General features: G+C 58.0%; 19 protein-coding genes. 13 read left to right on the forward strand and 6 right to left on the reverse strand.

The features are described 5' to 3' along the window. Window positions 1-13: 13 nt before the first annotated feature. A complete protein-coding gene (locus DHN10_RS07595) occupies window positions 14-610 on the reverse strand; it encodes a LysE family translocator (protein WP_108814668.1) in 597 nt (198 codons plus the stop codon). 72 nt (window positions 611-682) lie between these two features. Here DHN10_RS07595 and DHN10_RS07600 point away from each other — a divergent pair, with 72 nt between their 5' ends. After that, complete coding sequence (locus DHN10_RS07600) at window positions 683-1,135, forward strand: Lrp/AsnC family transcriptional regulator (protein WP_108815128.1); 453 nt, start codon at window positions 683-685, stop codon at window positions 1,133-1,135. Here DHN10_RS07600 and tmpB read toward each other — a convergent pair. The 4 genes from tmpB to DHN10_RS19880 form a co-directional block, all read right to left on the reverse strand. Further along, window positions 1,132-1,731 (reverse strand): (R)-1-hydroxy-2-trimethylaminoethylphosphonate oxygenase, encoded by a 600-nt coding sequence (gene tmpB, locus DHN10_RS07605; RefSeq protein ID WP_108814669.1) that lies wholly within the window; start codon window positions 1,729-1,731, stop codon window positions 1,132-1,134. The two genes, DHN10_RS07600 and tmpB, sit on opposite strands and share 4 nt — an antisense overlap. Next, window positions 1,728-2,870 (reverse strand): 2-trimethylaminoethylphosphonate dioxygenase, encoded by a 1,143-nt coding sequence (gene tmpA, locus DHN10_RS07610; RefSeq protein WP_108814670.1) that lies wholly within the window; start codon window positions 2,868-2,870, stop codon window positions 1,728-1,730. Before tmpA ends, tmpB begins: the two co-directional genes overlap by 4 nt. A 108-nt stretch (window positions 2,871-2,978) precedes the next feature. Further along, entirely contained in the window at window positions 2,979-3,383 is a 405-nt protein-coding gene (locus DHN10_RS07615; RefSeq protein ID WP_108814671.1) for a group III truncated hemoglobin, read from the reverse strand. Further along, entirely contained in the window at window positions 3,380-3,535 is a 156-nt protein-coding gene (locus tag DHN10_RS19880) for a hypothetical protein (protein WP_199910648.1), read from the reverse strand. The genes DHN10_RS07615 and DHN10_RS19880 overlap by 4 nt, the downstream gene beginning before the upstream one ends. Before the next feature lie 79 nt (window positions 3,536-3,614). Between DHN10_RS19880 and DHN10_RS07620 the strand changes: the two genes are divergently transcribed. After that, entirely contained in the window at window positions 3,615-4,046 is a 432-nt protein-coding gene (locus tag DHN10_RS07620; protein ID WP_108814672.1) for an RrF2 family transcriptional regulator, read from the forward strand. 331 nt (window positions 4,047-4,377) lie between these two features. On the opposite strand, the gene DHN10_RS07625 is transcribed toward DHN10_RS07620, so the two are convergent. Continuing rightward, window positions 4,378-4,593: a DUF1127 domain-containing protein gene (locus DHN10_RS07625; protein WP_108814673.1), complete on the reverse strand. Its 216-nt coding sequence runs from the start codon at window positions 4,591-4,593 to the stop codon at window positions 4,378-4,380. A gap of 249 nt (window positions 4,594-4,842) precedes the next feature. On the opposite strand from DHN10_RS07625, the gene DHN10_RS07630 reads away from it, so the two are divergent. From DHN10_RS07630 to murD, 11 genes are all read left to right on the forward strand, one after another. After that, window positions 4,843-5,916: an Mrp/NBP35 family ATP-binding protein gene (locus DHN10_RS07630; RefSeq protein ID WP_108814674.1), complete on the forward strand. Its 1,074-nt coding sequence runs from the start codon at window positions 4,843-4,845 to the stop codon at window positions 5,914-5,916. After that, window positions 5,913-6,404, forward strand: coding sequence for a GNAT family N-acetyltransferase (locus tag DHN10_RS07635; protein WP_108814675.1), 492 nt, complete (start codon window positions 5,913-5,915; stop codon window positions 6,402-6,404). Before DHN10_RS07630 ends, DHN10_RS07635 begins: the two co-directional genes overlap by 4 nt. A gap of 597 nt (window positions 6,405-7,001) precedes the next feature. Next, window positions 7,002-7,496, forward strand: coding sequence for a division/cell wall cluster transcriptional repressor MraZ (locus tag DHN10_RS07640; protein ID WP_108814676.1), 495 nt, complete (start codon window positions 7,002-7,004; stop codon window positions 7,494-7,496). Between the two features lie 5 nt (window positions 7,497-7,501). Then, window positions 7,502-8,485: a 16S rRNA (cytosine(1402)-N(4))-methyltransferase RsmH gene (gene rsmH / locus DHN10_RS07645; protein ID WP_108815129.1), complete on the forward strand. Its 984-nt coding sequence runs from the start codon at window positions 7,502-7,504 to the stop codon at window positions 8,483-8,485. Next, the gene (ftsL, locus tag DHN10_RS07650; protein ID WP_108814677.1) at window positions 8,486-8,845 is read left to right on the forward strand and encodes a cell division protein FtsL; all 360 of its coding nucleotides are present in this window, start codon (window positions 8,486-8,488) and stop codon (window positions 8,843-8,845) included. Continuing rightward, window positions 8,842-10,626, forward strand: a complete 1,785-nt coding sequence (locus tag DHN10_RS07655; RefSeq protein WP_108814678.1) for a peptidoglycan D,D-transpeptidase FtsI family protein — start codon at window positions 8,842-8,844, stop codon at window positions 10,624-10,626. The genes ftsL and DHN10_RS07655 overlap by 4 nt, the downstream gene beginning before the upstream one ends. A 13-nt stretch (window positions 10,627-10,639) precedes the next feature. Next, window positions 10,640-12,127, forward strand: a complete 1,488-nt coding sequence (locus DHN10_RS07660) for a UDP-N-acetylmuramoyl-L-alanyl-D-glutamate--2,6-diaminopimelate ligase (RefSeq protein ID WP_108814679.1) — start codon at window positions 10,640-10,642, stop codon at window positions 12,125-12,127. Next, on the forward strand, window positions 12,124-13,557 hold the full coding sequence (locus DHN10_RS07665; protein WP_108814680.1) for a UDP-N-acetylmuramoyl-tripeptide--D-alanyl-D-alanine ligase: 1,434 nt from the start codon (window positions 12,124-12,126) through the stop codon (window positions 13,555-13,557). The genes DHN10_RS07660 and DHN10_RS07665 overlap by 4 nt, the downstream gene beginning before the upstream one ends. 10 nt (window positions 13,558-13,567) lie before the next feature. Beyond that, complete coding sequence (gene mraY, locus DHN10_RS07670) at window positions 13,568-14,650, forward strand: phospho-N-acetylmuramoyl-pentapeptide-transferase (protein ID WP_108814681.1); 1,083 nt, start codon at window positions 13,568-13,570, stop codon at window positions 14,648-14,650. A 59-nt stretch (window positions 14,651-14,709) separates the two neighbouring features. Next, window positions 14,710-15,228, forward strand: coding sequence for a hypothetical protein (locus DHN10_RS07675; RefSeq protein WP_108814682.1), 519 nt, complete (start codon window positions 14,710-14,712; stop codon window positions 15,226-15,228). An 87-nt stretch (window positions 15,229-15,315) separates the two neighbouring features. Next, window positions 15,316-16,710 (forward strand): UDP-N-acetylmuramoyl-L-alanine--D-glutamate ligase, encoded by a 1,395-nt coding sequence (gene murD, locus DHN10_RS07680; RefSeq protein WP_108814683.1) that lies wholly within the window; start codon window positions 15,316-15,318, stop codon window positions 16,708-16,710. Window positions 16,711-16,712: the final 2 nt, after the last annotated feature.

Raw genomic sequence — 16,712 nt, forward strand, 5'->3', positions numbered from 1 at the left:
GGTTTCACCCACCCTACGCCAGCATCGGATAAAGCGACACGACCAGCAGCACGGCCATTGAGATGTTGAATGTGCGCAGCCGCCGGGCCGTGCCCAACCAGCGCCGCACTTGCACCCCCATCCATGCCCAGACCGTCACCGACGGCAGATTGGTGGCCGAAAAGACCAATGCCACGATCAATGATCCGGCAAGGACACCCATCGATTGCGGTGCATAGGCGCTGATCGCCGTGATGGCCATGAACCACGCCTTGGGGTTCACCCATTGGAAGGCGGCGGCTTGCAGGAAGGTAAAGGGTTTGCCGGTGACTTCTTTCGCTTCGGGGGGCAGGGCGGTGGCGATCTTCCACGCCAGCCATAGCATATAGCTAGCCGATAACACTTTGAGCACGATATTCAGCACTGGGTAGGTGTCAAACACCTGCAACAGCACAACACCAACCATGACCACCATAAAGGCATGCCCGATTGATATCCCCAGCATGTGCGGGATTGTGCGGCGCAAACCATAGTTCGCTCCGGACGCCATCAGCATCAGGTTGTTTGGGCCCGGTGTGATAGAACTGGCAAATGCAAAGCCGATCAGGGCAATCAGAATCTCGATAGTCATTGCGCAATATTACGCGCAGTTCGGCGCAATGAAATTGCCAAGATGCTGATTTTTGGTGATATACTGCAACGCATGACTAAGATTGATAAAATAACCGACCGAATATTGCGCACGCTTTCCCGCGATGGGCGCATCAGTAACCTGCAGCTTGCAGAAGAAGTCGGCCTGTCGCCATCGGCTTGCTTGCGCCGGGTGCAAGAATTGGAACGCAGTGGGGTGATCAAAGGCTATCGCGCGCGACTTGATCCGCTGCAAACCGGGCGTGCCTATGTGGTCTACGTGGCCGTGGGGCTGGCCGAACACACAAAGGCCGCGCAGGCGGGTTTCGAAGCGGCCATGCAGCACGCTGATGAGGTCACCGAATGCCACAATGTTGCCGGCGCGTTTGAGTATATGCTGCGTGTCGAGGTGGCCGACTTACCTGCCTACAAAGCGTTCCATACCGATACGCTGGGCACCGTGCCCCACGTCCGCGCGATCACCAGCTATATGGTCATGGGGTCGCCCAAGGATGTGCGCGGCTAGGCCTGCGCGCGTGTGGCGTGATGCTGGTCAACCATCCGCTGCACCATTGCAGCGAAATGCCAGAAATCCGGTGTCACCATATCGGGGCGTTTGCCTGCATCATCCAAATAGCGAACCGCGATGATCTGATCGAGATTTGGGTTCTTCTCAAAGGCCGCTACTTCATCAGCGCTCATCGGTCCACCCTGCAGGTTGAGCGAATGGACGGAGGCCTCGGACAGCTGCCGAAAATACGCCGGACGCGTGGCGCAAAGATAGCGTTTGGCGGCCACGTGATAGCGGACACAATCGGTGATTACGCTTGGAAAGAACCGCTCCAGCACTTCGGCCCCTGCGTCTTCGTGGTGCCGGTCGTGCGTGTCATCCATCGTGAAGGTGCCAAATTCGCTGGTGAAATGCCCGATGTCATGCAGCAATGCGCCAACGATGATTTCCTCTGGTTGGCCGGATTGCTCTGCCAACGTCGCCCCCTGCAACATATGTTGGCCCATGTTCACCGGCTCGCCAAGGTATTCCTCATCGCCGCGCCGATCAAAAATGGAACCGATGAAATCCACGATTGTCTGTTGGTTCAAGCTGTCGATGTCAGGCTTCATTCTGCGGCCTCCAGCGCGTTTCGCATCGCGTCATATGTCGAACGCAACCCGTCCTTATCGGCATAGCATCCCTGAAGCCAACGCGTCCCTTCGCCGGAATAACCTTTGCGGGCATGTAGGACGCGGGTGTTGTCCACGACAAAAGCCTCGCCCGGATTAAGCCGAAAGCTCACTTGCATGGCGGCGTCATCAATAATTTCACCCAAGCGGCGGTAGGCGGCATAGTAGGTGGCCATCTTGTCAAAGGGCACGTCCGTCACCGCCGCCATAGATCGGTTGTTGAAACGGACCGAGACCAGTTCACCATCTGGCCCCAGTTCAATCATCGGGCGCCGCGATGTCAGGTGGACACCCTTTTCGCCTGCATATTCAAACCGCGCCGCGTGGTCGGCTAGCACATCAAAGTAGGTGTGGTTCTCATCACGCAGGCGCTGGGCGGCTGCAAACCCGTCAACAACCATGTTGTCACCCCCGGCGGCAGAACTTTCGAGGCAATAAAGCACCTGCACCGTTGGCACCGGGTCGCGGTATGGATTGTCGGTATGCGCCTGCAACCCTAGCCCGGTATAGGCCAGATTGGTGGGGTTCACCTCGGTGCGTACTTCGAAATGCCGTCCATAGTTGGTTTCGCGGACAAACCCGAAAAGATCGACAATCTTGAACAATGCGCCTTCGGCGACGGGACCGTCGATGACCTTGCCAAAGCCGTACTGATTGACCGATCCCAGCCAATTGCACAAAGACACAGCGTCATTCGTGAGTGCTAAAAAATCAGCAACCGGAACATCGCCCATCTTAGCGGCATTCCAGGTGGTTACATCTGCCGGCGTCCGACCGCGCTGTTGGGGTAGTGATGTGTCATAGGCATGGGCGATCAGCCAAGCGATGTCATAGGCAACTGATTTGGCCTCTGGCGCAAACTGAACCTCTAGTGTGTTCACCTTGATTGCTCCATGGCCGATCGCAGTATCCTGAGGGATATCGGCCAAGGTGATCAGCCGCTGTCCATTGGCAGTGCTTCGGGTTTCGGGGTCGCCTGCATTATCGCGCAGCCAGATCGCGTGAAACCTGTGTGTTGCATGGGGGTTCTGGAGGGTCAGGAACGCGCCTGACGGATCAACCGTGACTGTGTATGTCATACGCGCCTCGCGTGTCAGAGTGATGTCAGCACTCTTGCAGTCGAAGGACGTCAGATCAATTGAGGAATGCACCCAGGCGGCGCATAATTCGTGCCGTGACGGCTGCGCCTAGGCTGTCCGCAATTGCGGCGGTCCATCGGTGTTGTTGTTTTCCAAACCAAAACGCAGCCCGCGACCGATCCGATGTGCAAGTGCGGACCATGCATCGGCGGTCTCTTGGGGCAGTTCGACCTGCAGTACGTGGTCGAAGAGGTCCAGCCAGATGGCAAACTGGGGTGGCCTGACGTTGCCTGCCGCCAGATGGATTTGCATGGGATTGCCGTCATAGCCACGCTCAAACAGGATCGCGTTGCGCCAGAAACGGGCGATCTTGGCCTCATGCGCGGCCCAATCGGCAATATGGGTGGCGAAAACCGGGCCAAGGCCGGGATGTTCGCGCACCAAGGCATAAAAGGCCGCGACAACCCTGTCGATCTCGGTGGCGGTGATGGGAAAGCGCGGCGGCAGGCTCATCCCATGATGATCCACATGACGGCCAATATGACAGTCAGATAGAAGATCATATTGAACATCGAGCGGATCAGGCCTGCGTCGGCTTCGGGGTCAACACCCATACGTTCGCAGATTTTTGTGCCCGGCCAGAGCAGCGCTTGGGAAAGTGACACGACTCACTCCTTTAATTGGTATTTTGCATGCGTATTAAATGACACTATTAATTGCGCATTGCAAATGCTAATTTAAACCATGCAGCTTGATAAATTCACAGACTATGCCCTGCGCGTCCTTGTGGCGCTCGAAGTACATCGGCCGGAACGGCTGTCGGCCTCCGCAATAGCGCGCACCTACCAGCTGTCAGAACATCATCTGGCCAAGGTCGCATCACAACTGGTCCGCGAAGGATTTGTAAAATCCGAAAGAGGGCGCCGTGGGGGGCTGACCCTCGCGCATCCGGCGGATGCGATCAATATCGGGGCCGTGGTGCGCGCGCTTAAAGCGGATGATCCAGTTGTTGAATGCTTTGGCAGCGATCAATCCTGTTGCATTTTGCCCGCCTGCGGATTGCGCACGCCCTTGCAAGAGGCGCAAGAGGCTTTCTTTGCGGCTTTGGACGCCTACACGCTCGCCGATGTGACCAGATCACGCAGTCAATTGGCAAAGCTGCTCGCCGCTGTCTGACGTCCATTCCCAAAACAAAAAAAACGGCCATGCCCGGGAGGAGGTGGGCATGACCGTCTTTATTGATCGGCGCCTACTCCAAACGGGAGGAGGGGAGTAAGCGCGTCCTCGCTGGCGTTGCTCAGGAGGACGTGAGCGCGGCCTGCGGTATCATCGGTTCCAACCCAGGAGGAATTGGGCGGTTCCGAAACTGGTTTGCAAGGTGGCGACATCCGGGAGGAGGTGGATGTCGCCACCTTATTGCTGACCCAAAACCTCGGGAGGAGGTGAAGCGTTGGGCCGTTGTTCAGACCTGCCTCAGCGGGAGGAGGCGGCAGGTCCAAATTCTGTTTTAGGCGCCGTAGGCGGCGTCAAATGCGATTGCTTTGATTGCGCTGCGCGAAATACCCATATCGTCAAGATCGCGATTGCTGAGGCATTCCAGCTCGGCAACCGTTGTGCGGTAGATTTTGCGTTTCGCGGCGTTTTCCGCCATATCAGCCCGGAATGCAGCAAAGCGCTGACCAAGGGAGAAACCGACAAAGCCTGTGTCTGTGTTATATGTCATGTGCTCATCTCTTTTCGTAATGCTCGGATGATGTGTTTCATCCTGTTGCCGCTAACATGTATGATAATGCTGCAACTGCACAATATCCGTTTCGACAATGCTGCTATGCAGAAATTGCATAAGCGCTGCTGACCTAACGTCATCAATCTGTTACATTTTCCGGCATCTTTTTCCGAACCCTTGCGCTTTGCCCAAAACGTGCCAGATGGTGGTAGGAATTTAGACACTTTTGAAAGTCGAGGACCTCTCATGCCTGTCACCCGCGATGTAATACTAGGCGCTCTGTCACGGCTCACGTTACCGGGCGGCGACAATATGGTGTCGCGTGACATGATCAGGGCGTTGAATATCGAAGGCGCCAGCGTCCGTTTTGTTATTGAAGCGGCCGACCCAAGTGAGGCCGCCAAGATGGACGGCGTCCGCCGCGCAGCCGAGGATCTGGTCCGCAGTCTAGACGGGGTTGATAGTGCATCGGTGGTTCTGACTGCCCATGGCCCTGCGCCCAAAGCGCCAGAACCGCCGTCGCTGAAGGTGGGCCGTCACCCAACCCCGCAAGCGGGCCCTGCGAAAGTGGCTGGTGTGGACCGGATCATCGCCATCGGCTCTGGCAAGGGCGGTGTTGGCAAATCGACCGTGTCCTCAAACCTTGCGGTGGCCCTTGCGCGTGAAGGGCGGCGCGTCGGTTTATTGGATGCCGATATCTATGGGCCGTCGCAGCCTCGGATGATGGGCGTCAACAAACGCCCCGGCAGCCCGGACGGCAAAACCATCATCCCGTTGCAAGCACATGGCGTGACGATGATGTCCATTGGCCTGATGATGGAAGAAGGCAAAGCGGTGGTCTGGCGTGGCCCCATGCTGATGGGTGCGTTGCAGCAGATGCTGGGACAGGTGCAATGGGGCGAGTTGGACGTGTTGATCGTTGATCTGCCCCCCGGCACAGGCGATGTGCAATTGACCCTTTGCCAGAAAACCGAATTGACCGGTGCAGTAGTTGTCAGCACACCGCAGGACGTGGCCTTGATCGACGCACGCAAGGCGCTGGATATGTTTGGTTCCTTGCGCACGCCTGTTCTGGGCATGATCGAAAACATGTCGAGCTTTGTTTGCCCGTCTTGCGGAACCGAAAGCCATATCTTTGGGCACGGCGGTGTGGTGGCCGAGGCTGAAAAAATCGGCGTGCCCTTCTTGGGCGCGCTGCCGATTGATCTGGATACCCGGTTGGCCGGTGATGCGGGCACACCCATTGCCGCAGGTGACGGCCCAATGGCCGACGCCTATCGGCAGTTGGCCCGCCGCTTTATCGATGGTGGCATGGCGTGATCACCATCCGAGAGGCGCTGGAGCCGGATTATGAGGCCATCTGGCCGATGATCCGCGACGTCTTTCGGGCAGGTGAGACCTACGCCGTCGATCCCCGGATCAGCAAAGAAGCGGCGCGCAGCTATTGGATGGGGCAGGCGGCCAAGACCTTTGTTGCCGTCACTGACGCCGGGATCGTCGGGACATACTATATCAAGACGAACCAGCCCGGCGGTGGTGCGCATATCTGCAACTGCGGTTATGTCGTGGATCCCCGCGCGCAAGGGCAGGGGGTGGCGCGTCAGATGTGCGAACATTCGCAAGACGCCGCGCGCGCTCTTGGTTACCGGGCCATGCAGTTCAACTTTGTTCTGGCCAGCAATGCCGGCGCGGTTGGTCTTTGGCATCGATTGGGGTTTGAAACCATCGGAACCATCCCTGACGCCTTCGATCATCCGCGTTTGGGCGTGGTCGACGCCTTTGTCATGCATAAGCGGCTTGTTCCCTAAATGGGCGCCGGCTGGCAATTGAGTCACACTTTCGGGATTTAATGGAATCTGTGTGAGATTCGAATCGTGAATTGGAAAATTTGCCGATAGATCAAGCTGCGAGAGCTGTACTCTGGTCGGTTTTGGTCGAAACACCAAAGTTTTTTTCAAAAATTGAAGACCATCAATTTTCCATCGATTTCGCTATATATAGTGTATGATTTGTCTTCAGTGTCTACCTGTATTCGTTTTTGTGACCCAGTCGTCCTGCATTACGGTGCCCCGAACCTCCGAAAACACCATCGAGTTCCATGAATTCCCAGAAAACTGTTGATCGGTGAGGCAAGTGATGCCACAACTGTTTCACGGTAATGACGAACACACTTTCAAAAGGGGCATACTAAGAACCCCAACCGGCAAAAGCAGGTTTCATACAGGCTTCGCCATTACCGAAACTAGATCCGGCGCGTGAGCGAGCAGACATCCCCCCAGGTGGCACGCGCAGTCGGACTTTCCCAGAGATGGGACGAGGCGGCGGATTGTGCAGTGGCAGCAGCGCAATCCGCCGTTTTCACATCTAAGGCAAATTTTCGGGGGGCAAACGAGGGCCAAAGGACAGTGGGTCAGAGTTTCACAGGCGAACACACCCAAAAGGTGGACGGTAAGGGGCGTATGTCGATCCCTGCTGATTTTCGTCGCGTGCTCGAAGCGGGTGATCCTGATTGGACCCCCGGCCTCTTCCCTCGCATGTACCTGCTTTATGGCGATCACCTGAAGAACCAGTTGCACGGCTATACTGTCGAAGAATTCAGCAATGTTGTGGATCAGATCAACGCCTTGCCGCGCGGATCGTCGGATAAGAAAAAACTGTCGCGCCTGATCATTGGCCAGTCCATCCGTCTGGACGTTGATAAGGACGGCCGCACCGTCATGCCAATTAAGCAGCGCCAAAAGCTGGGTCTGACCGATGGCGAGCTGACGTTCAGCGGGCTGGGTGATCATTTTGAGATTTGGAAAGCCGAGACATTTGCCCAAGAGGTGGCAGATGATCTGGGCGACTGGTTGGACGCACAAGAGGATGGCTTTGATCCGCTCATCCTGTTGGACGCTTAGAGATGATGACTGCTGCCGCTGACACATCCCCGCATATTCCCGTCCTGATCAGACCGCTCATCGCAGCGGTCTCGCCTGTTTCTGGGGTCTGGCTTGACGGTACCTTTGGCAATGGCGGTTATACCCGTGAATTGCTGACCGCTGGTGCCGACAAGGTAATCGGCGTGGACCGTGACCCGCTGGCGTTTGAGATGGCGTCAGATTGGATTGGCGATTACGGCGATCGGATTGAAACGGTCGCAGGTGTGTTTTCCAAACTCGATGACTATGCGCAGGACCTCGACGGTGTGGTGCTTGATCTTGGGGTCAGCTCTATGCAGCTTGATTTGGCCGAGCGCGGTTTTTCTTTCATGCGTGACGGCCCGCTTGATATGCGCATGTCGCAGGATGGCCCATCGGCGGCGGACCTTTGCAATGACGGTGATGAAGCGGAACTGGCTGATATCATTTATCTTTACGGTGAAGAGCGCGCGTCGCGTCGCATCGCCAAGGCGATTGTCGCGGCCCGTCCGCTGACGACAACGCTGCAACTGGCCAAAATCGTTGAAGGGTGTCTGCCCCGCGCAAAGCCCGGTCAATCGCACCCTGCCACCCGCACCTTTCAGGCGCTGCGCATTGCCGTGAATAACGAATACGGCGAATTGGCCGAAGGCCTGATGGCCGCCGAACGCGCATTGAAACCGGGTGGACAGCTGGCCGTTGTGACCTTTCATTCGGTCGAAGACCGCATGGTCAAACGTTTCTTGCAGGCGCGCTCTGGCAACACCGCCAATGCCAACCGCTACGCGCCGGAAGTCGCACAGGTGACGCCCGCGTGGCGGATCGAAAAACGCAAGGCGATTGGTCCCGACGAACAGGAACTGGCGGAAAATCCACGGTCACGGTCGGCCAAGCTGCGCGTCGCAATCCGCACTGACGCTCCGGCAGAGCCGATTGATCCCGCGGCATTGGGCATGCCGATGAAAAAGCAAAAGAAGGGGGGCAGGTAGATGCGTGGTTTGTTTTTTGTTTTAGCCGCTCTGGCGGTTATGGGGCTCGCGTTCTGGGCCTATCAGGAAAACTACAAGACCCAAGGTGCGATCGCCGAGGTGCGTGATCTGCATCAGGACATCGGGCGGGCCCATGAACGTCTGGGCATGCTGCGCGCCGAATGGGCCTATCTGAACCGGCCTGACCGGCTGGTTGACCTTGCCGACCTGAACTTTGACCGCCTTGGCCTTTTGCCCCTGATGCCTGACGCCTTTGGCGCGGTCGATCAGGTCATCTATCCCGCTCCGCCGATCCTGCCCATTACTAACCCGATTGAACTGTCATCAGATGCCATGGGCGCGTTGGAGAATGATCTATGATCCGCACGCCGCTCCGCCCTTTGGCTCGTGTTCTGAAGGCCCGCGCGAAAGGCGAAGACCCCGACGCGATCGAGGCGGAGAACCGGGCCCGCCGCCACGAGGCGATAGCCGACAAGCAACGCCAGCGCGCCGAAGGGCGTCTGTTGGTGCTGGGGCTTGCGTTCTTTTGTGCCTTTGGTGTGATCGGGATGCGGATGGCAACGCTGGCCTCTGCGATCCCCGAAGAGCCGCGTGCCTCTGCAGTTGGTAATCCCATCATTGGGCAACGCTCTGATATCGTTGATAGAAATGGGCGCATTCTGGCGACAAACCTTGCCACGCATTCGCTCTATGCCCATCCGCAGGACATGATTGATCCGGTGCAGGCCGCCAAGGGTTTGGTTCAGATTTTCCCCGAACTGGATGAGGAAGAACTGCTCACTGATTTCACCGGTGATCGGCGGTTCCTTTGGATTCGCCGCCAGATCAGCCCCGAGCAAATGCAGGCAGTGCATGATATCGGCTCTCCGGGTTTGCTCTTTGGCCCGCGCGAGATGCGCCTTTACCCCAACGGCCCGATTGCCGCACATATTCTGGGCGGTGCCAGCTATGGTCGCGAAGGTGTCGCCTCTGCCGAGGTGGTCGGCGTCGCCGGGGTTGAGCGTCAGTTTGACGGTTTCCTGCGTGATCCCGGCAATGAAGGTGCGCCGCTTGCATTGTCCCTTGATCTGACTGTGCAAGCCGCAGCCGAACAGGTGCTGGCGGGTGGCATGTCGATCATGAATGCCAAAGGTGCCGCGTCGGTTCTGATGGATATTCATACCGGCGAGATCATTTCGATGGTCTCTTTGCCGGATTTTGATCCTAACAATCGCCCTCAGGTCCTGACGACGGGTGATCAGTCGGACAGCCCCTTGTTTAACCGGGCGGTGCAGGGTGTTTATGAACTGGGGTCGGTTTTTAAGATTTTTGCGGTCGCGCAGGCCATGGAACTTGGCTTGGTCAATCCCAATACGATGATTGACACCCAAGGTCCGCTGACGTGGGGTCGTTTCCGCATTCGCGATTTTCATGACTACGGGCCAGAGCTAAGCACAACGGATGTGATCGTGGAGTCCTCGAACATTGGCACAGCACGGATTGCGATGCAGATCGGTGCACAGCGCCAAAAGGAATTCCTGGGCTCGCTTGGGTTTCTGGCACCAACAGGGTTGGAAATGGTCGAAGCGCCCACAGGCCGCCCACTTCTTCCGCCAAACTGGTCAGAGATATCGACCATGACGATTTCCTATGGTCACGGCTTATCCTCTTCTCCGGTGCATCTGGCGGCGGGTTATGCATCTTTGTTGAACGGCGGCACGCGGGTTGAACCAACTTTGCTGCGCCAATCCGAAAGTGAGATCGGCCCGCGTGTAGTGAGTGAAGCCGTCAGCGCCCGCGCCCGCGACATGCTGCGTCAGGTAGTGACACGCGGGACGGCCTCCTTTGGTGATGTGCCGGGCTATGCCGTTGGCGGGAAAACCGGAACAGCGGATAAGCCGCGCGCGCAGGGTGGTGGGTACTACGATGACAAGGTCATCGCGACTTTCGCGTCTGTTTTCCCGGCCAATGATCCGCAATACGTGCTGGTGGTCTCGCTTGATGAACCCTCCGAGAATTCGGGCGCCGAGCCGCGCCGCACTGCAGGTTGGACAGCCGTGCCCATCGCGGCCGAGATGATCCGTCGCGTCGCGCCCCTTTTGGGGGTTAGACCACAAGTGGACAGGCCTCAGCAGGTCGGTGTAACACTCACCTCAAACTAGGCGAGGGCGGGCAATGAAATCACTGGCAGAACTGGGGCTGACGGCGCAAGGCGGACGCGAGGCGCAGATCACCGGGCTGGCCGTGGACAGCCGCGAGGTTAAGCCGGGGTTCCTTTTTGCCGCATTGCCGGGCGCACGGGTCCATGGGGCCGAATTTATCCAATACGCCCTGCGTATGCAGGCGGGTGCTATTCTGACTGACAGTGAAGGCGCGCGGATCGCGGTGGACGAATTGGCTGGCAGCGGGGCGGCTTTGGTTGTGGCCCAAGATCCAAGGCAGGCCTTGGCACAAACGGCATCGCTTTGGTTTGGGGCGCATCCGGGCACCGTTGTTGCGGTCACGGGCACCAATGGAAAGACATCCATATCGACATTCTGCCGACAAATTTGGGAAGAGCTGCAAATTGCAGGTGTCAACCTTGGCACCACAGGGGTGGAAGGCGCATGGACCCATCCGCTGAAACACACAACACCCGAACCGATCACCCTGCACAGGGTCATGGCCCAAGCCGCGCAAGAGGGGATCACCCATGTCGCGATGGAGGCCTCTTCCCACGGCCTTGACCAGCGCCGGTTGGACGGTGTGCTGCTGGCCGCGGCAGGGTTTTCGAACTTCACGCAGGACCATCTGGACTACCACGAAACCTTTGAGGCCTATTTCGACGCCAAGATGGGGCTGTTCACCCGCATTCTGTCTGACGACGGTGTTGCGGTGATCAATTTGGATGATCCCAAAGGCCCAGAGGTTGCCGTGATCTGTGCCGAACGCGGGCAAGAGATCATTGGCGTAGGCCGCCACCCTGACGCCCGGCTACGCCTAACCGGGCAGCGGTTTGATGCGACCGGGCAGGATCTGCTCTTTGAATGGCAAGGCAAGGCGCGACAAACGCGGCTGGGCCTCATCGGTGGGTTTCAGGCCGAGAATGTGCTGCTTGCCGCTGGTTTGGTGATTGCTGCGGGCGCTGATCCCGCAGATGTGTTCGATGCGCTGCCGCACCTCAGCACTGTGCGTGGCCGAATGGAACTGGCCGCCACCCGCGAAAGCGGTGCGGCGGTTTTTGTCGACTACGCCCATACGCCAGATGCGGTTCAGACCGCCCTGCAAGCCATGCGTCCGCATGTCATGGGCCGGATTGTTGCGATTGTCGGCGCAGGTGGTGACAGAGATACGGCCAAACGCCCGCTGATGGGTGCTGCGGCAGCGAACAACGCGGATATCGTGATTGTGACGGATGACAATCCTCGATCAGAGGACCCCGCGACAATCCGTGCCGCCGTTTTGGCGGGTGCGGTTGCCACTGGTGGCACCGATAGTATTTCTGAATTCGGCGACCGTGCCGAGGCGATCTTGCGTGGCATTGACATGCTGGGCGCGGGTGACGCGTTGCTGATTGCGGGCAAGGGCCACGAAACGGGGCAGGTTGTGGGCGATGCGGTGCTGCCATTTGATGATGTCGAACAGGCCAGCGTTGCCGTTGCGGCCCTTGAGGGGCGGATATGAGTGCGCTTTGGACCTCAGCCGATGCCGCCGTTGCGACGGGTGGCCAAACCACGGGTGATTGGCAAGCAACAGGTGTGTCCATTGATACAAGGACACTCGCGCAAGGTGATCTTTTTGTTGCGCTCAAAGACATCAGAGATGGGCACGAATTTGTCGCTCAGGCCTTGGAAAAAGGTGCCGCAGCGGCGCTTGTGACCCACCGACCGGAAGGTGTCGCAGAGGATGCGCCACTGCTGGTTGTCCCTGATGTTTTACAAGCGCTAGAGGCGCTGGGGCGTGCAGCGCGCGCACGCACAGGCGCAAGGATTGCCGCGATTACCGGGTCTGTTGGCAAGACCTCGACCAAAGAAATGCTGCGCGCGGTTTTGTCCAAACAGGGTAAATGCCATGCTGCAGAGGCCTCTTACAACAACCACTGGGGCGTTCCACTGACCTTGGCCCGCATGCCGGCTGATACCGACTATGCCGTGATCGAAATCGGGATGAGCAATCCCGGTGAAATTGGGCCATTGTCCGAAATGGCCCGCCCGCATGTGGCGATGATCACCACGGTCGCGGCGGCGCATCTGGCGTCGTTTGACAATCTGGCTGGCATTGCCGTGGAAAAGGCCAGCATCATGGATGGCTTGGAGCCGGGCGGTGCTGCGGTTCTCAATGGCGACATCGAAACCACGATGATTTTGCAGGACCATGCCAGAAGGCTTGGTGTGACGCAGATGTTGTTTGGCGAAAATGCCCCCGACTGGACGCTGCAGAACGTGCGGTTAAATGGTGATGTCACGATCATTACGGCCCGTCATGGGGATGATGAGTATCTCTTTAAACTTTCAGTTCCGGGGCGACATTTTGCGATGAACGCGCTGGGTGTGCTGGCTGTCGCTGATGCGCTTGGTGCTGATCCCGTTGCCGCGTCGCTCGACATTGCAACTTGGGTGCCGCCCGCTGGGCGCGGCACGCGCGAGGTCATTGTAACCGATATGGCCAATGATGGCGAAAGCTTTGAATTGCTCGATGATGCGTTCAACGCCAATCCGACGTCATTGGTGGCCTCTCTTGAGGTGCTCGCGGCCTCACAACCAACGGACAACGTGGGCCGCATTGTCAAAGGACGTCGGATCGCGATCTTGGGTGATATGCTGGAATTGGGACCGGACGAGGTGCAGATGCACCGCGACATGGCAGCCAACGCAGATTTGCAGCGGCTTGATCTGATCCACTGCGCGGGGCCTTTGATGCATCACCTGTGGCAAGCGCTGCCCGAAGAACAGCGTGGACACTGGGCCGAGACCGCCAAGGACCTGATCCCCAAAACTGCGCGGCTGGTTGATGCAGGCGATGTCGTGCTGGTCAAAGGCTCCAAGGGGAGCAAAGTCAGCCTGATTGTTGACGCCATCCGCAAACTGGGGCATCGGCGCCCCCAAGAAGACTAAAGGACATGCAATGCTTTATTGGCTGACGGCTCTCTCTGATGGTGGCGATTTTTACAACCTGTTTCGCTATATCACGTTCCGGGCAGGCGGAGCCTTTATGACCGCATTGCTCTTTGGGTTTATCTTTGGACCACCGCTGATCAACGTACTGCGGCGCAAGCAGGGCAAGGGCCAACCTATTCGTGACGATGGTCCCGAAGGGCATTTTGTTAAGCAAGGCACACCTACAATGGGTGGCTTGCTGATCGTGGGTGCGCTGACCTTTTCGACGCTGTTGTGGGCGCGGCTGGACAATCCTTTTGTCTGGATGGTGCTGTTCGTGACGCTGTCGTTTGCGGCTATCGGCTTTGCCGATGATTATTCAAAGGTATCCAAGCAAAACACCGCCGGGGTGTCCGGCAAGGTGCGCATCCTGTTGGGTATTCTGATTGCGGGCATCGCAGGCTATTGGGCGGCGGCCTATCACCCCGATGATTTGACCAACCAACTGGCACTGCCGATCTTCAAGGACACGCTGATCAATCTTGGCATCCTGTTCATTCCCTTTGCGATTATCGTGATTGTTGGGGCGGCCAATGCGGTGAACCTCACCGATGGTCTGGACGGCCTGGCCATTATGCCCGTGATGATTGCCGCAGGCACGTTTGGGGTGATTGCCTATGCGGTTGGTCGGACCGACTTTACCCAATATCTGGATGTGCATTACGTCCCGCAAACTGGTGAAATCCTCATCTTTTCGATGGGTCTGATTGGCGGCGGTTTGGGCTTCTTGTGGTACAACGCGCCACCGGCGGCGGTATTCATGGGTGATACCGGATCACTGGCCCTTGGCGGCGCACTGGGCGCAATTGCGGTGGCCACCAAGCACGAGATTGTTCTTGCCATCGTTGGTGGTCTGTTTGTCGTCGAGGCGCTTTCGGTGATCATTCAAGTGCTGTATTTCAAGAAAACCGGCAAGCGCGTGTTCCTGATGGCCCCGATCCACCACCACTATGAGAAAAAGGGCTGGGCCGAGCCGCAAATCGTGATCCGTTTTTGGATTATCTCACTTATTCTGGCGATGATTGGTCTGGCCACATTGAAGGTCCGCTAGGTTCACATTGCTGCCGTGATCTGGCGTCACGGTGGTGATGACAAACGAAAGGCAAGCCCATGGGTTTTATTGTACTGATCCTGACGACACTTGGCGGCGCACTATTTTGGTGGGCCCGCCAAAACCCCGGTGATGCAGTGAACGCGGCCCAGGATGTGGCGACGACTGTGCGCAATGCGCCCCGCAGGCTCGCCTTTCGCAAGCAACACAATGCACATCCCGTTGAAGGCATCGATGATGCGCGGATCGCGATTTGTGCCTTGGCGCAGGCCTTTATTGAGCTTGACGCACTGCCCACATCTGATCAGCGCAAGCGGTTGTCCGTCCTGCTGCGCACCGAGCTGCGCAGCAGCGCAGATGAGGCCGAAGAAATGGAAGTTCTGGGCCGTTGGCTGGTTGGGCAATGCCAATCGCCTGATGCCGCCGTCACGCGTTTGTCCCGCCGGCTGTTCAAGATTGATGGGGATGCGTCCTGGGGCAAGATGCAAAACATGCTGACCGCCTTGGTCGAAGGCGATTTAAGCCCTGCACAGGTTGATGCGATCACAGAAATGAAGCGCGCCTTGCACATCAGATAGCCGCTACTGCGGTTGCATGACCGGTCCTGAACATGTCACCTAGTGGGATGACCCGTTGGGGCAGTTGAGCAGGGTGAAGGTAAGACGATGATTCCAGTTCAGGGTTACACAGGGCAAACGGTTGCCGTTCTTGGGCTTGGCCGGACCGGGCGCGCGGCGGCGGCGGCCCTGCAGGCTGGTGGTGCGACGGCCGTGGTATGGGATGACAGTGCCCCGGCCCGCGAAGCTGCAGACGCCGCCGGGCTGGACCTGCGCGATCTGACGAAAGCTGGCGCATTTGATGGCGTCGCCGCCCTGATTGTCAGCCCCGGTATTCCGCATCTTTATCCCACGCCCCATCCGTTGATTGCAGGGGCCTGGGATGCGCAGGTGCCTGTCGACAATGATATCGGATTGTTTTTCCGCTCATTTGCGACCCATGACTGGGACAGTTTCGATACGACCCCGCGGGTCATTGCCGTCACCGGCTCCAACGGGAAATCGACAACGGCGGCGCTGATCCATCATATTTTGGTCGAAAACGGACGACCTGCGCAATTGGCCGGGAACATCGGGCGTGGCGTTCTAGATATCGAACCTGCCCATGACGGCGAAGTCGTGGTGCTGGAACTCTCGTCTTACCAGACCGATCTGGCCCGCAGTCTGACGCCTGATGTCGCGGTGTTTACCAATCTCAGCCCAGATCATCTGGACCGGCACGCAGGGCTGGGCGGGTATTTTGCGGCCAAACGCAGGCTCTTTGCCGAGGGCGGGCCTGACCGTGCCGTGATTGGGGTAGATGAAGCCGAAGGGCGTTATATCGCCAATCAGCTAATCGAAGGGGCTGGGGATGACCGGATCATCCGCATTTCTTCGGGGCAAAAGCTGACCGGAGATGGCTGGTCTGTTTGCGCACGCAAGGGCTTCTTGTCCGAACACCGCAAGGGGCGACAGGTGGCCTCGATTGATCTGCGTGCTGTGGCTGGATTGCCCGGTGCACATAATCACCAAAACGCCTGTGCGGCCTATGCGGCCTGCCGTAGTCTGGGGCTGGGACCCAAGGGCATCGAGCAGGCGTTGCACAGCTACCCCGGCCTGCCGCACCGCAGTCAGGTGGTAGCCGAAAGGGATGGGGTTACCTTCGTTAATGATAGCAAAGCCACGAATGTCGATAGTGCGGCCAAGGCTTTGCAGGCGTTCCCGAAAATACGCTGGATTTGCGGTGGTTTGCAGAAAGAAGGCGGGATGGATGCGCTGTTGCCGCATCTGGGGCATGTGGTGAAGGCCTATGTGATCGGCCGCGAAGCCGAAGACTTTGCACGCCAGTTAACAGGGGCCGATGCGGTGGTCTGCGGCACAATGGATGTGGCAGTGGCGACGGCGACAGAGGATGCGCAAAAGGGTGAGGTTGTTTTACTTGCTCCGGCGGCGGCGTCCTTTGATCAATATGACAGTTTTGAAAAGCGCGGCGATGATTTTATGGCGCAGGTGCGCGGCCTGTAAGG

Source organism: Loktanella sp. Alg231-35 (genome assembly GCF_900143545.1).
Classification (GTDB): domain Bacteria; phylum Pseudomonadota; class Alphaproteobacteria; order Rhodobacterales; family Rhodobacteraceae; genus Yoonia.